Below are 13,572 nucleotides of genomic sequence, written 5' to 3'. Positions count from 1 at the left end.
GCCCATCTCAACCTGCCAGGCAGGTCCCAGCAACCGGATTGCTCCGATCCGTGGTGTCACGCGCCGACTCCGTAAACCGCCGAGCAGGGCCTCGGGGTCAGCGGGTCGTGACGTCGGAGACGACTACCGTCACGTTGTCCGGTGCGCCGGCGTGGTGGGCGAGCTTCACCAACTGCTCGCCACACTGCTGACGGTCGGCGTACATGCCCAGGGTCGTCGCGATGGCCTCGTCCTCGACGTAGTCGGAGAGCCCGTCGCTGCACAGCAGCAGCCGGTCGCCGGGGACCACGGTGAGGACGCCGACGGCCGGCGGGGTGTCGGCGCCCTGCACGGCCCGGGTCACCAGGGACCGCTGCGGGTGGTACCGGGCCTGCTCCGGGGAGAGCGTGCCCTGGTCGACAAGCGCCTGGACGAACGTGTCGTCCCGGGTGAGCTGGGTCAGCTCCCGGTCGCGCAGCAGGTAGCAGCGAGAGTCGCCGACCTGCGCCAGCACCAGCGTCTCACCGGCCAGCAGCGCGGCGGTGAGCGTGGTGCCCATCCCCTCGCGGGCCGGGTCGACGGTGATCGCGGCGTGGATGCGCTGGTTGGCGGTGCTGACCACGGCACGGAGCGCGTCGGCGGCGCCGTCCGGGTCGGTGGGCGGAGCCAGCTCGTCCAGGATCCGGATCACGATCTCGCTCGCCACCTCGCCCGCGGGCAGCCCGCCCATGCCGTCGGCGACGGCGATCAGGCGGTCACCGGCGAGGGCGGAGTCCTCGTTGTTGGTGCGGACCAGGCCGATGTCGTTGAGGATGACCGAGCGGAGGATCAGCGTCATGGTGCCAGCTTGCCAAGAACACCCTGCCTCCGTCTCTACGCACTACTGCGTAGGGTTGAGAAATGATGCCGGTGTCCATGGTCGGACGCGCCGGCGAGCTCGCCGAGCTCGACCGGGCGTGGTCCGCCGTGGGGGCCGCCCGCCGCTCGGCACCCGCCGTCGCGGTGGTCACCGGGGCGGCGGGAGTGGGCAAGAGTCTGCTGGTCGCGGCCGCTGTGGACGCCTTCACGCCGCGTCCCGCGCTGGTCCTCTCCGGCGCGGCCCGGGTGCACGGCCCGGCCCCGTACGACTGGCTGGCGGCGGTGCTCACCGGCCGGGACACCAGCCGGCTCGGACTGCCGTCGGACGCGCTGGCCTGGTTGGCCCAGCAGCCCACCGCGCCCCGCGAGCGGTACGCCCCGGGCACCCTGCTCCGCCTCGCCGTGCGGACCGTCCAGTTGCTTGTCGGCGTCGGCCCGGCGGTGCTGGTCGTGGACGACCTGCACGCGCTCGACCCGGCCAGCGTCAACCTGATCGGCGAACTGGCCACCGTCGCCGACCTGCCAGCCCTGCTCGTGGTGGCCAGTCGACCGCCGACCGACGCGGTGGCGCCGGACCTCACCCGCCGCGCGCTGGCCCGCCTCAGCGGCGTCCGCGGCGCTGTCCGCCAACACCTTGGTCCGCTGCGTCCGGCCGAGGTCGCGGAGGTGCTGACCCAGGTGTACGGGGGCACCACCCCGTCCGGCCGGCTGGTCACCTCCCTCTGGCGGTGCACCGGCGGCAACCCGTACGCGTTGACCGAAATGCTTGCCGCACACGCCAACGAGGGGCCGGAGGCGTTGCTGCGACGGCTGCCAGGCCCGCGTCACCCGCGTCAACCGACCGCACCGACCGTTTCGGCGTCGGCGGCCGATCCGGTCGTCGACGTGCCGCTCGACCCCGAGCTGACCGCCCGCGAGGTCGAGGTGCTGGGCTGCCTGGTCGCCGGGATGTCAAACAAGCAGGTGGCGAAGGCCCTCGGCATCTCGGTGCGTACGGTCACCGTGCACGTGTCGAACCTGCTGCGCAAGACCGGCTCGGTGTCGCGTACCGAGGTGGCGCTCTGGGCGGTCCGGCACCGGCTGCCGGTGCCCGCCCCGGTGGACTGAGGGCGGCTCAGCGGCGCGGATAGCGCATCAGCAGGGTCGCGGCGACCTCGTCGTCGCCCACCGCCGCGTAGCTGTGCGGCACGTCGGAGACCCAGCGGAGGTGACCGCCGGCCGGGGCGGTCAGCGGCGCGTCGGCCGGGCCGGCCCGCAGCACGCCGGCGAAGACGGTGACGTGTTCGGTGACGCCCGGCTGATGGGCGGGGGAGACCTGCACGATGCCGGGCGCGACGCGCATCCGGTACAGCTCGTAGGTCGCGTCGGTGTCGTCGAACACCTCCAGCAGGGTGGCGGTGACCGCGGTGCCGTGCACGGTGGGCTCGGCCGCCGGTTCGGCAAGCAGGGCGGTGAACGGCACGCCGAGCTGCGCGGTGACCGCCCAGAGCGTCTCCAGGGTGGGGTTGCGGGTGCCGTTCTCCAGGCCGGAGAGGGTGGCCTTTCCGACGCCGGCGAGCCGCGCCAACGTGGATAGCGAGATGCCCCGCTCCTCGCGCAGGGCACGGACCCGCCGGCCGACGACGGCGGGATCCACGTCGAGGCCCGGACGACGGGCTGGTGGTGGGTGCGGCACCCGGCTATCGTGCTACACGCTGTCGTTCCGTAAACGGAACACTTGGGAGGTCGGGATGGCGGGACGGGCGCAACCGGTGCTGGCCGGCGTCGTGACCGCGCTTGTCGGCTTCGCCAGCTCGTTCACGGTCGTGCTGGCCGGGCTCCGCGCGGCGGGCGCGTCGGACGCGCAGGCGGCCTCCGGCCTGCTGGCCCTCTGTGTGGCGTGCGGGCTCGCCGCCGCCTGGCTGGGCTGGCGGCACCGGATCCCGATGAGCGTGGCCTGGTCGACGCCCGGCGCGGCGCTGCTGGTCGCGACCGGGCCGCCGGCGGGCGGTTGGCCTGTCGCGGTGGGCGCCTTCCTCGTCTCCGGGGCGCTGATCGTCGCGGCCGGGCTCTTCCCGCCGCTGGGCCGGGCGGTGGCCGCGATCCCCAAACCGGTGGCCGGCGCGATGCTCGCCGGTGTGCTGCTGCCCCTGTGCACCGCCCCGGTCCGCGCGCTCGTCGAACTGCCCAGGGTGGCCGGCCCGGTGGTGGTCGGCTGGCTGCTGCTGCACCGGTTCGCCCGCCGCTGGGCGGTGCCCGGCGCGCTGCTGGTGGCGGTGGTGGCGATCGCGCTGACCGCCCCGCCGGCCGGGCTGGACGGTGCCACGCTGACCCCGTCGGTCACCCTGACCACGCCTGCCTGGAACGCGTCCGCGCTGGTCGGGCTCGCCCTCCCGCTGTTCCTGGTCACGATGGCGGCGCAGAACGTACCCGGCATGGCGGTGCTGGTCGGCTACGGCTACCGGCCGCCGTTCGGGGCGGCGCTGCGGGCAACCGGCCTGGCCAGCCTGCTGGCCGCCCCGGCCGGCGGGCACGCCGTGAACCTCGCGGCGATCACCGCCGCGCTGGCCGCCGGCCCCGACGCACACCCGGACCCGGAGCGCCGATGGGTCGCCTCGGTCACCGCCGGCGTCGGACTGGCCCTGCTCGGGCTGGGCGCCGGCGTGGCCACCGCGCTGGTAGCGGTCGCGCCGCCGATCCTCATCGAGGCGGTCGCCGGTCTGGCCCTGCTGGGTGCGCTCGCCACCGCGCTCGCCGCGGCGGTGACCGACCCGGCGACCAGGGAGGCCGCCGTGGTCACCTTCGTGGTGACCGCCTCCGGGGTCACGCTGATCGGCGTGGGCGGCGCGTTCTGGGGGCTGGTGGCCGGCTGCGCGATGCTGCTGCTCTTCCACAAGCGCCGACCCGCGCCGCCCGCCGCGCCGGAAAGATCCACACCAGATCAAGGAAATCGCGGTGTCCCCGCCGACCGGACACCGCAACATCACTGATCCCGTGTCGATCTCCGCTGTACCCGCCGGGACGCCAGGTTGTGCGGCTCGACCCACGCCTCCACCCGGGCCAGGCCAGCGGTTTCCAGCGCCCACTCCGTGAGCAGCCGCGCTGCCCTGCTGGCCAAGCCGCGTCCCCGTCCGGTCGGGGTCAGCCAGTAGCCAAGACCGGCCACGCCCGGCTGGGGCCGCAGCGACGGTACGCGTCTCTCGTCTGGGCGCGTCTTCCCTCCTTGATCCACCCCGCGTTCAAGGAAGGCGGGGGGTCCGGTCCGTTGGGATACCGCGCCTTCCTTGAACCCGAGTGGATCAAGGCGCGGGGCTACTCCTCGGGCGGCAGATCGGCCACGCCCACGGCCAGGAGGACCCGGCCGTCGGCAACGGACCCGATCCGGTCGGCCGGTACGTAGACCGCGCCGGTGGAGGTCAGATCGGTGGACACCTTCAGGTAGCCGGTGTGCAGCAGTCGCGCCGCCAGGTCGGCCGGCACGTCCGGCTCCTCGACCGCCGTCGCCTCGATCAACTCGTCCAGGCTGCTGCCCGGGTCGGCGCTCGGCGTCTGCACGGTCACGGCGTTGGGGTCGCCCCGCTGGACGAGATCCACGGTCCCGACAGTGGTGCCGGCTGAGTCGATCACCGGCATCCCTGTGGTGATCCGCGAGATTGTCGCCTGCTGCTCGTCCTGCTGGTCCATCTCTCAGCGGTTCCCGGGGCGGCGCGTCACTAAACGCCGTCACCGCCCCGCCGGGCTCAGCCAGCACCGCCGGCCCGTTCGCCCTGCCGGCCCGCTCAGTTGTTCGGGAGGGTCCAGCTGCCCGGTGGGCGCGGGGACAGTTCCCGCCAGGTGTCCGTGCCGTCGAGAAGCGCCCGGACCGTCTCTTCAGCCTCGTCCGCACTGCCGTACTCGTAGAACCGGGAAATGCCCTCGGCGCCGCCGGCCCGCTGCTCGACGTGCCACCGATCGGCGTCGACCCGCAGGAAGACGTCCCGCCGGGCCAGCCGCCCCCACTTTCCGTTCCACCAGTGCTTGCGCTGCTCCATGGCGGGACTCTATCGAACACACGTACGAGAAGGTGCGGCCCCTGCGGGAATCCCGCAGGGGCCGATGTGCATCGTTCGGGTCAGCGCTGCGTCGGCGGGTCGGTGCGGCGACCCAGCACGTCGTCGAGCGCCCCACGCTGCTGCCCGGGGGTGGTGTGGCCGGCGGAGACGAGCGCGTCCCGGATCTCGGTGAGCAGCTTGACCTCCTCGCTCGGCGCCGAGGGCGGCGGCTCTTCGCCCCGCTTGCGCCGCTCGGCCAGCGCGTTCATCGGGTACACCACGAAGAAGTAGAGCACCGCCGCGGTGAGCAGGAAGGTGATCAGGGCGTTGATGAACCCTGCCCAGTCCACGTAGTTGCCCTCGCTGATCTCCCACTTTCCGGCGGTGAGTTCAGTGCCCCCGCCGACCGCCTTGATCAGTGGTTCGAGGAACGACTTGGTGAGCTGGGTGACCACGCCCGTGAACGCGGCGCCGATGACGATGCCGACCGCCAGGTCGACGACGTTGCCGCGCATGATGAAATCTTTGAAGCCCTTGAGCATCCGTACTCCCGAGGTGTCCGTTTTTCCGTCGCGGACAACCTATGCCCCTCAGGCGGCCTCCAGAAAAGCGCCGGCTTCGATCGCCGCCCGACTCGGATCGCCGGCCCGGATCGCCTCGACCAGTCGGGTGTGGTCGACGTAGCGCTCGGGCGTGAGCGCGCTGCCCATCGCCTGGGCGACGGTGCTGCGCAGGGCGGTGCCGACCGAGGCGTACAGCTCGGCGAGCATGGCGTTGTGCGCGGCGGCGACCACCGCGACGTGCAGCGCCGCGTCGGCCTCGACGAACGCGTCGACCCGGCCGCCGCGCCAGGCCGCCTCGCGGTCGGCGAGCGCGCCGTCGAGCGCCGCCAGGTCGGCAGGTGTACGCCTCAGCGCGGCGAGCCGGGCGGCCTCCACCTCGAAGGCGCGCCGCACCTCGATGACCTCGGCCATCCGGTCGTCACCCAGTCGGCGGGCCACCACCGGCGCCAGCTCGTCGGTGGACACCACGTACGTGCCGGAGCCCTGCCGGCACTCCAGCACCCCGGCGTGCACGAGGGCGCGGACGGCCTCGCGGACCGTGTTGCGACCGACGCCGAGCGCGGCGACCAGTTGTGGCTCGGTGGGGATGCGCCCGCCGACCGGCCACTCGCCGCCCAGGATCCGGGCCCGGAGCTGCTCGATCGTCTGCCGGACGCGATGCCCGCGGGGCGGCACGGTGGGGGAATCGACCGACGGTGGCACTGGTTACATCACCGGCCCGAAATTCATCCCATGATTGTAGGTTAGAGGTCATGACCCCGCCACCCGTCGCCGCTCCGGCCCCACCCGCTCCCGCCGCCGTCGACACCCGCCCGACGCGCGGCCCCGCGGCCCGGCGGACGCACCCGGCGACCGGTGGCGCACTGGTGCTTGTCGGAATGCTGCTGGTCGCGCTCAACCTGCGGACCGCCGTCACCAGCCTCGGCGCCCTGCTCGACGAGATCCGCGACGGACTGGGCCTCTCCGGCACCATGGCCGGTCTGGTCACCACCCTGCCGACAATCGCGTTCGCGGGTCTCGGCGCGCTCACCCCGTGGCTGGTCCGCCGGGTCGCGCCGGCCCGGGTGCTGGTGGTCGCCATGATCGTCCTGGCCGCCGGTCAGGTGCTCCGGGCGGCCACCGACTCGGCCTGGATCTTCGTGCTCACCAGCGCGCTGGCCCTGGCCGGCATCGCCGTCGCCAACATCCTGCTGCCGATGCTTGTCAAGCAGCACTTCGGCCACCGGACCGGGCTGGTCACCGGGGCGTACACCATGGCGTTGACCCTGGGCACGACGGTGGCCGCGGCCAGCGCGGTGCCGATCGCGCACGCCTTCGGCTCCTGGCGGGCCGGACTGGGCGTCTGGGCAGGGCTGGCGGCGGTGGCCGTACTCCCGTGGATTCCGCTGGCGCTGCGGACGCGGGCGTCGGCGCGGCGCGCGACCCCGACGGCGGCCGTCGCCGCGCCGACGCGGGTCCGGCCGGCGCGGACCCGGCTGGGCTGGGCCATGGCTGTCTACTTCGGGGCGCAGTCGCTCAGCGGGTACGCGATCATGGGCTGGTTGGCCCAGCTCTTCCGCGACGCCGGCTACCGGTCGGAGGCGGCCGGGCTGCTGCTCGCCGGAGTGACAGCGCTCGGCGTGCCGATCGCACTGCTGATGCCCACCCTCGCCGGCCGGCTCGCCACCCTGCGTCCGCTGGTGTTCGGCCTGACCGCCGCATCGGCGCTGGCCTACCTGGGGCTGGCGTTCGCTCCGCACGGCGCCGCGCTGCTCTGGGTGGCCCTGCTGGCGCTCGGACAGGGCGCGTTCCCGCTGATCCTGACCACTATCGGTCTGCGGGCGCGCACCCCCGAGGGAACCGTCGCGCTCTCCGCGTTCGCGCAGAGCACCGGATATGTGATCGCCGCGCTCGGCCCGCTGATGGTCGGCATCCTCTACGAGGTCACCGGAGGCTGGACGGCGCCGATCGGGTTCCTGCTGGCCGCACTGGCCGTGCAGACGACCGCGGGCATGGCGATCGCCCGTCCCCGCTACGTCGAGGACGAGTAGGGCCCGACAGTGGTCAGGAGGACGCCGGAGTCGTTTCGCCGGCGACTGCCTCATCCACGGTCGGATAGGTGTGCAGCACCTCGACGAGCCCGCTCACCTCGAGGATGCGCAGCACCCCGCGCTGCGGAGCGGCCAGCCGCACCACACCGCCGGCCTCGTCACAGCTGTTCTTGGCGCGAACGAACACCGACAGCCCGGTCGAGTCGCAGAACGAGACGTCCGCCAGGTCGAACACCAGCCGGTTACGGCCCTTGTCGAGCAGGTCGGTGATCTGGTCCTGCAACTGCGGTGCGGTTGCCATGTCGAGCTCGCCCGCGACCGACACGACGACCACGTCGCCGCGTTGTTCCGTGTGCACCGTCAGGGACATTCGCCAGACCTCCTGTTATCGGGGGAACGGTATCCCACGACCGTCCTCCCACGCAGAACGGGAGCCGGCATCCGGTGGCCATCGTCATTCCGTTGCTACTGAGCAAGTAGTTGCCTAGTTCCCGGTGATAGAGTCCGCCCGGTCCAGGTCGAGGGGGGTTTCACGATGGCGTTGAACGCCGAGGAAAGTGGTCGGCTCGCCGCGCTGCTGAGTGGGCGCGCCGAGCAGGTCACGCAGCGGTGGACCGACATCGTTGCCGGTTCGCTGCGGGGCCGACTGAGCCACGCCGAGCTGCGCCGGCAGGTCGAGGACCTGCACCGTGCCATCGTCGGCACCGGCGAGCAGGGCGCGATCGACCTGTCCGCGGAGAGCGCCGGTGAACTGCGCGCGGCTCTCGCCGACCTGTCCCGGGGCAGGGCCCGGCAGGGCTTCTCCGCCACCGAGACGACTGTCAGCATCTTCGCGCTCAAGGACGTGCTGGCCGAGTTGGTGCAGGAGTCCGGCGGCGCGAACGCGCTGCACGACTACGTCGCCTTCTCCAAGCTGGTCGACGAGTTGGGCCTGTTCACCTTCGAGAGCTTCGTCCGCACCCGCGAGAGCCTGATCGCCGACCAGGCCGAGCAGTTGCTCGAACTCTCCACCCCGGTGGTCAAGCTCTGGGAGGGCGTGGTCGCCGTCCCGCTGGTCGGCACCCTGGACTCGGCCCGCGCCCAGGTGGTCATGGAGCGGCTGCTGCAGACCCTGGTCGACACCGGCTCCCCGTACGCGATCATCGACATCACCGGCGTCCCCGCGGTGGACACGCAGGTCGCCCAGCACATCCTGAAGACCGTGGTGGCCGCCCGGCTGATGGGCGCCGACTGCATCATCTCCGGCATCCGTCCGCAGATCGCGCAGACCATCGTGGCGCTCGGCATCGAGTTCGGCGACATCGCCACCAAGGCGAGCCTCGCCGACGCGCTGCGCCACGTGCTGCGGCTCACCGGGGTGGAGACCGCTCGTCGCCAGCCGCGTCGGGACGTCTGATGGAGCGCGTGCCGATCCTCAAGATCGGCGACATCCTGCTCGTCTCCATCCAGCTCGACATGTCCGACCAGACGGCGGTCCAGCTCCAGGACGACCTCGCGGAGCGGATCGTGGCCACCGGCTGCCACGGCGTCATCATCGACATCACCGCGCTGGACATCGTCGACTCCTTCGTCGGGCGGATGCTCTCCACCATCGCGTCGATCTCCAAGGTCCTCGACGCGGAGACGGTGGTGGTCGGCATGCGACCCGCCGTCGCCATCACCCTTGTCGAACTGGGGCTGTCGCTGAACGGCATCCGTACCGCGCTGAACGTCGAGCGCGGCATGGAGCTGATCGCGGCGGCCCGCGCCGACGAGCTCGACTACCAGCTCGACGACGATCCGGACGCCGAGACGGCCACGCCGTGACCGCGGGCGTCGACCTGGGCCAGCCGCAGGCGCAGTCGGTCCGCAGCGACGAAGACGTGGTCCGCGTCCGGCAACTGGTCCGCACGGTGGCGGTCGCCGTCAAGCTGTCGCTCGTCGACCAGACCAAGGTGGTCACCGCCGCGAGCGAACTGGCCCGCAACACCCTGGTGTACGGCGGCGGCGGCACCGTGGAGGTGACGACCGTGGACAACGGTCGTCGCAAGGGCGTGCGGATCGTCTTCGCCGACTCGGGCCCCGGCATCGCCGACCTCGACATGGCCCTGACCGACGGCTACACCACAGGCGGCGGGCTCGGCCTCGGGCTCAGCGGGTCCCGCCGACTGGTCGACGAGTTCGAGATCGAGACCTCGGCGGAGACCGGCACGCGGATCACGGTCACCAAGTGGTCCAGGTGAACGGGGACGCGGTCACCGACAGCGGCATCTGGTTCCGCGTGGAGGCCAGCAGCGCGGCCAGCGCCGTACGACGGGCCGCGGAACGCCTCGGCGAGCAGATCGAGATGGGTGCGTCGCGCATCGCCGACCTGGCCATCGTCGCCGCCGAGCTGACCAGCAACCTCGTCAAGCACGCCGAGGACGGCGTCCTGCTGCTCCGGCCGGTCCGCCGCGCCGGGCAGGCCGGCGTGGAGCTGGTGGCCATCGACTCCGGGCCCGGCATGGCCGACCTCACCGTGTCGTCCCGGGACGGGCACTCCACCACCGGCACCCTCGGGATCGGCCTCGGCGCCATCGTCCGCCAGGCGAACTGGTTCGACGGATACTCCCTGCCCGGTCGGGGCACGGTCCTCGCCGTACAGGTCTGGCCGGCCGAACCGGCCCAGCCGTCCTGGGCCGGCGCGCTCACCCGGCCGATCACCGGCGAGACGGTAAGCGGCGACGGGTACGCCGTCCGGCTCGCCGACGGCCGGCACCAGGTGCTTGTCAGTGACGGGCTGGGGCACGGCCCGCTTGCCGCCGCCGCCACCGAGGCCGCGCTCGCGGCCTTCCGTGACGCTCCGGCCAGCCCACCGGCTGCGGTGGTCAGTCACCTGCACCGGAGCATGTCGCACACCCGCGGTGCCGCGCTCGCGGTCGCCGAGCTGGCGGGCGGCGTGCTGCACTACGCCGGGCTGGGCAACATCGCCGGGGTGATCGTCGAGGGTGACGGTCAGCGTCGCGGGCTGGTGTCGCTGCCCGGCATCGCCGGGCACCAGCGGCCGACGGTCCGCGGCTACGACTACCCGTTCGGGCCGGGCGCCCGGCTGGTGATGCACAGCGACGGCGTGGTCGACCGCTGGCGGTTGACCGACTACCCGGGCCTCGCCGAACGGTCCCCGTTGGTGATGGCGGCGACCCTGTTGCGTGACGCCGGAGTGCGGCGCGACGACGCCTGCGTTCTGGTCGCGAGGTCCTGGGCATGAGCGCGGAGCCGGCCGCGCCGCCGCTGCTGCAGATGGCGCTGCGGGTCGAGCAGGACATCTTCGTCATCCGCCAGCGCGGCCGCGAGGTGGCTGGCGTGGTGGGCCTCGAACACCAGGACCAGGTCCGGATCGCCACCGCGCTCAGCGAGGTGGCCCGGGACCTGCTGCGCCTGACCGGCGGCGCGGACGTCACGTTCCACATCGACGCCGGCGCCGACGGGCGGTTCTACCTCCGCGCCGACCTGGCCCCGGTGGCCCCACTGCCCGACGGCCGGTTCGAGCCGCAGTCGGGTGCGGTGTCCCGACTGGTCGACACACTGAGCGTGTCGACCGTCGAGGGGGTTACGGTCGTACGGATGTCCCGAAGAGTCCCGGCCAACGCGCCGACGCCGACCCCGGAGCGGCTGGTCGAGTTCCGCGCGGAACTCGGCCGTACCGCGCCGGGCAGCGCGCTGGACGAACTGACCGTGCAGAACGGCCAGCTCATCGCGGCACTCGACGAGGTACGCAGCCAGCGCGACGAGTTGGCCGTGCTGAACGACGAACTGGCTGAGACCAACCGCGGTGTGCTGGCGCTCTACAACCAGCTGACCGAGGAGTTGGAGGAGACCAACCGGGGGGTCGTCGCCCTCTACGCCGAGCTGGACGAGAAGTCGGCTCAACTGCGGGCCGCGAGCGAGTCGAAGAGCCGCTTCCTGGCCAACGTGAGCCACGAGCTGCGCGCCCCGGTCACCGCGATCATCGGGTTGGGGCGTCTGCTCGCCGACTCCTCCTCCGACCCACTCACCGCCGAACAGGCCCGCCAGGTGGGTCTCATCCGCTCGTCGGCGGAGGACCTGCTCGGGCTGGTCAACGAACTGCTGGATCTCGCCAAGGCCGAGTCGGGCCGCATCGAGCCGGACTGGGCCGACGTGGATCTGCGATCGGTCTTCGGTCAACTGCGCGGCACCATGCGGGCACTTGCCACCCGGCCCCAGGTGGAACTCGTGGTGGAGGAGCCGCCCGCGCCGGCCGCGCTCCGCACCGACGAGGTGCTGCTCGGTCAGGTACTGCGCAATCTGCTGCACAACGGGTTGAAGTTCACCGAGCGCGGCGAGGTGCGGCTGCGCGTCCGGCGTCGCGACAACAGGTGGAACTTCGAGGTCAGCGACACCGGTCCGGGCATCGCGACCGAGCTGCACGATCGGATCTTCGAGGAGTTCTACCAGGTGCCGGGCGCGACCCGGGTCGGCGGCACCGGCCTCGGCCTGCCGTACGCCCGGCGGCTGGTGACCCTGCTCGGCGGCACGTTGGAGCTGGCCAGCGAGCCGGGCCGGGGCAGCACGTTCACAGTCTCCCTGCCCACAGGCGGAGCGTGACGGTGGACGGCGGCGGCCCGGCGACCCTCCTGGTGGTCGACGACAGTCGTACGAAGCGCTATCTGCTGGTCAGCTGGCTGACCCGGGCCGGGTACACGGTGCTCGAAGCGGAGAACGGCGCCGAGGCGTTGGCCCGGGTCGAGACGGACCGGATCGACCTGGTGGTGCTCGACGTCCGGCTGCCCGACCTGAGCGGCTACGAGGTGTGCGAACGGATCAAGGCGTCCCACCCGGCGATGCCGGTGATCCACGTCTCCGCGCACGCCGTGGACGTCGCGGACCGGGCCCAGGGGCTGACCCGGGGTGCGGACGCCTACCTGGCCGAGCCGATCGAGCCGGAGGAGCTGATCGCCACCACCCGGGCGGTCCTGCGGTACTACCAGGCCCGGCAGCGTGCCGAACTGCTCGCCGAGCGGCTCCTCGGCCTCGCCGACACCACAGTGGCGGTGCACGCCGCGGCGACCTTCGCGCGGCTGCTCGAAGTCGCCGCGGAGGGTGCCGCGCAGATCTTCAAGAGCCCGGCGGCGGTGATCGCCGAGACGTTCGACGGTGACTGCCTCGCCGGGATCTGCGCCGGCCCGGGCGCCGAGGCGGCAATCGTGCCGTGGGTCGTCGACGACACCGGGGTGCCCACGGGCGCCACGGTCAAGGTGGAGGCCCCGGCGAACTGGGGGCTGCTCGCCTGGCCGGCGGACGACACGGTGACGGTGGCCGCCGCCCGGCTACGGGAGGACCGGGCCCCGCTGTACGTGGTGGTCCCCACCGCCACCCAGACCGCCCGCACGCCGGTGCTCGTGCAGCTCGCCCAGGCCGTCGCGGCGGCGGTCGAGGCGCAGCGCTCCTTCGACGAGGAGCACCGGATCGCCGTCACCCTCCAGCGCAGCCTGCTCCCGCGCAGCCTGCCCACGGTGGCCGGCCTGGACCTCGCGGTGCGTTACGAGCCGGCCAGCGCGCAGACCGAGGTGGGCGGTGACTTCTACGAGCTGGTGATGCTCGACGGGCACCTGCTGCTGGCGATCGGCGACGTTGCGGGTCACTCGCTGCACGCGGCCACCGTGATGGCCGAGCTGCGGCACGCGGTCCGGGCGTACGCGGTCGAGGGGCACCAACCCGGCGAGATCCTGCACCGGGTCAACGAGCTGATGCGGACCCTGCTGCCGAACGAGTTGGCCACGCTCTGCGTCCTTCTGCTGCACCCGCCGACCGGGCGGGTCCGGCTGGCCAGCGCCGGCCACCTGCCCCCGCTGCTCCAGCAGAACGGAAAGATCGAGTTCGTGCAGCACTCGGCGCCACTGCTCGGCGTCCGCGCGCCCCGACCGGCCGACCTGGAGTTCGTCCTGCCGGCCGGCGCCACCCTGGTGTTCTACACCGACGGGTTGATCGAGCGCCGGGACGCCACCATCGACGAAGGGCTGGCAGCGCTCGCCGCGGTGGCGGCCACCGTCGACGACGACCTGGACGAGTTCTGCGCCCGCCTGCTCGTGGAACTGGCCCCGTCCAAGATCCAGGACGATGTCGCCGTGGTGGTCCTGCGCCGTCGCTGAGGGC

At 72.7% G+C, this 13,572-nt stretch carries 17 protein-coding genes; 9 read left to right on the top strand and 8 right to left on the bottom strand.

The features are described 5' to 3' along the window. Positions 1-97: 97 nt before the first annotated feature. A complete protein-coding gene (locus ACGFIE_RS03150; RefSeq protein ID WP_393290449.1) occupies positions 98-817 on the bottom strand; it encodes a PP2C family protein-serine/threonine phosphatase in 720 nt (239 codons plus the stop codon). A 62-nt stretch (positions 818-879) separates the two neighbouring features. On the opposite strand from ACGFIE_RS03150, the gene ACGFIE_RS03145 reads away from it, so the two are divergent. After that, the gene (locus ACGFIE_RS03145) at positions 880-1,944 is read left to right on the top strand and encodes a LuxR C-terminal-related transcriptional regulator (protein ID WP_393290446.1); all 1,065 of its coding nucleotides are present in this window, start codon (positions 880-882) and stop codon (positions 1,942-1,944) included. A gap of 7 nt (positions 1,945-1,951) precedes the next feature. Here the strand turns inward: ACGFIE_RS03145 and ACGFIE_RS03140 are convergent, their stop codons facing one another. Next, on the bottom strand, positions 1,952-2,512 hold the full coding sequence (locus tag ACGFIE_RS03140) for an XRE family transcriptional regulator (RefSeq protein ID WP_363681259.1): 561 nt from the start codon (positions 2,510-2,512) through the stop codon (positions 1,952-1,954). Between the two features lie 55 nt (positions 2,513-2,567). On the opposite strand from ACGFIE_RS03140, the gene ACGFIE_RS03135 reads away from it, so the two are divergent. Then, entirely contained in the window at positions 2,568-3,806 is a 1,239-nt protein-coding gene (locus ACGFIE_RS03135) for a benzoate/H(+) symporter BenE family transporter (RefSeq protein ID WP_393290443.1), read from the top strand. Here the strand turns inward: ACGFIE_RS03135 and ACGFIE_RS03130 are convergent. From ACGFIE_RS03130 to ACGFIE_RS03110, 5 genes are all read right to left on the bottom strand, one after another. After that, positions 3,800-3,982, bottom strand: coding sequence for a GNAT family N-acetyltransferase (locus tag ACGFIE_RS03130; RefSeq protein ID WP_393290440.1), 183 nt, complete (start codon positions 3,980-3,982; stop codon positions 3,800-3,802). The genes ACGFIE_RS03135 and ACGFIE_RS03130 overlap by 7 nt on opposite strands. A gap of 146 nt (positions 3,983-4,128) precedes the next feature. Beyond that, positions 4,129-4,500, bottom strand: a complete 372-nt coding sequence (locus ACGFIE_RS03125; RefSeq protein ID WP_363681265.1) for a hypothetical protein — start codon at positions 4,498-4,500, stop codon at positions 4,129-4,131. Positions 4,501-4,595: 95 nt separating this feature from the next. Next, a complete protein-coding gene (locus tag ACGFIE_RS03120) occupies positions 4,596-4,847 on the bottom strand; it encodes a hypothetical protein (RefSeq protein WP_007454456.1) in 252 nt (83 codons plus the stop codon). 80 nt (positions 4,848-4,927) lie between these two features. Continuing rightward, positions 4,928-5,389, bottom strand: coding sequence for a large conductance mechanosensitive channel protein MscL (mscL, locus tag ACGFIE_RS03115; protein ID WP_393290437.1), 462 nt, complete (start codon positions 5,387-5,389; stop codon positions 4,928-4,930). Between the two features lie 48 nt (positions 5,390-5,437). Further along, a complete protein-coding gene (locus tag ACGFIE_RS03110; RefSeq protein ID WP_393290435.1) occupies positions 5,438-6,112 on the bottom strand; it encodes a FadR/GntR family transcriptional regulator in 675 nt (224 codons plus the stop codon). A 50-nt stretch (positions 6,113-6,162) separates the two neighbouring features. On the opposite strand from ACGFIE_RS03110, the gene ACGFIE_RS03105 reads away from it, so the two are divergent. Next, on the top strand, positions 6,163-7,440 hold the full coding sequence (locus ACGFIE_RS03105; protein WP_393290433.1) for a CynX/NimT family MFS transporter: 1,278 nt from the start codon (positions 6,163-6,165) through the stop codon (positions 7,438-7,440). A gap of 13 nt (positions 7,441-7,453) precedes the next feature. Here the strand turns inward: ACGFIE_RS03105 and ACGFIE_RS03100 are convergent, their stop codons facing one another. Beyond that, entirely contained in the window at positions 7,454-7,810 is a 357-nt protein-coding gene (locus tag ACGFIE_RS03100; RefSeq protein WP_393290431.1) for an STAS domain-containing protein, read from the bottom strand. Positions 7,811-7,975: 165 nt separating this feature from the next. Here ACGFIE_RS03100 and ACGFIE_RS03095 point away from each other — a divergent pair, with 165 nt between their 5' ends. The 6 genes from ACGFIE_RS03095 to ACGFIE_RS03070 are packed head-to-tail and all read left to right on the top strand — an operon-like array spanning position 7,976 to position 13,568. Then, positions 7,976-8,836, top strand: a complete 861-nt coding sequence (locus ACGFIE_RS03095; RefSeq protein WP_393290429.1) for an STAS domain-containing protein — start codon at positions 7,976-7,978, stop codon at positions 8,834-8,836. After that, the gene (locus ACGFIE_RS03090; RefSeq protein WP_007454467.1) at positions 8,836-9,246 is read left to right on the top strand and encodes an STAS domain-containing protein; all 411 of its coding nucleotides are present in this window, start codon (positions 8,836-8,838) and stop codon (positions 9,244-9,246) included. The genes ACGFIE_RS03095 and ACGFIE_RS03090 overlap by 1 nt, the downstream gene beginning before the upstream one ends. Next, positions 9,243-9,662, top strand: coding sequence for an ATP-binding protein (locus tag ACGFIE_RS03085; protein ID WP_007454469.1), 420 nt, complete (start codon positions 9,243-9,245; stop codon positions 9,660-9,662). Before ACGFIE_RS03090 ends, ACGFIE_RS03085 begins: the two co-directional genes overlap by 4 nt. After that, positions 9,659-10,666, top strand: coding sequence for a SpoIIE family protein phosphatase (locus tag ACGFIE_RS03080; protein ID WP_393291263.1), 1,008 nt, complete (start codon positions 9,659-9,661; stop codon positions 10,664-10,666). The genes ACGFIE_RS03085 and ACGFIE_RS03080 overlap by 4 nt, the downstream gene beginning before the upstream one ends. Beyond that, complete coding sequence (locus ACGFIE_RS03075) at positions 10,663-12,024, top strand: sensor histidine kinase (protein WP_393290427.1); 1,362 nt, start codon at positions 10,663-10,665, stop codon at positions 12,022-12,024. The genes ACGFIE_RS03080 and ACGFIE_RS03075 overlap by 4 nt, the downstream gene beginning before the upstream one ends. Beyond that, positions 12,021-13,568: a SpoIIE family protein phosphatase gene (locus ACGFIE_RS03070; RefSeq protein WP_363681279.1), complete on the top strand. Its 1,548-nt coding sequence runs from the start codon at positions 12,021-12,023 to the stop codon at positions 13,566-13,568. The genes ACGFIE_RS03075 and ACGFIE_RS03070 overlap by 4 nt, the downstream gene beginning before the upstream one ends. Positions 13,569-13,572 lie beyond the last annotated feature (4 nt).

Source organism: Micromonospora sp. NPDC049275 (genome assembly GCF_043197115.1).
Lineage (GTDB): Bacteria > Actinomycetota > Actinomycetes > Mycobacteriales > Micromonosporaceae > Micromonospora.
The sequence above is the reverse complement of the archived record's forward strand: the minus strand, read 5'-3'. Positions and strand labels throughout refer to the sequence as shown.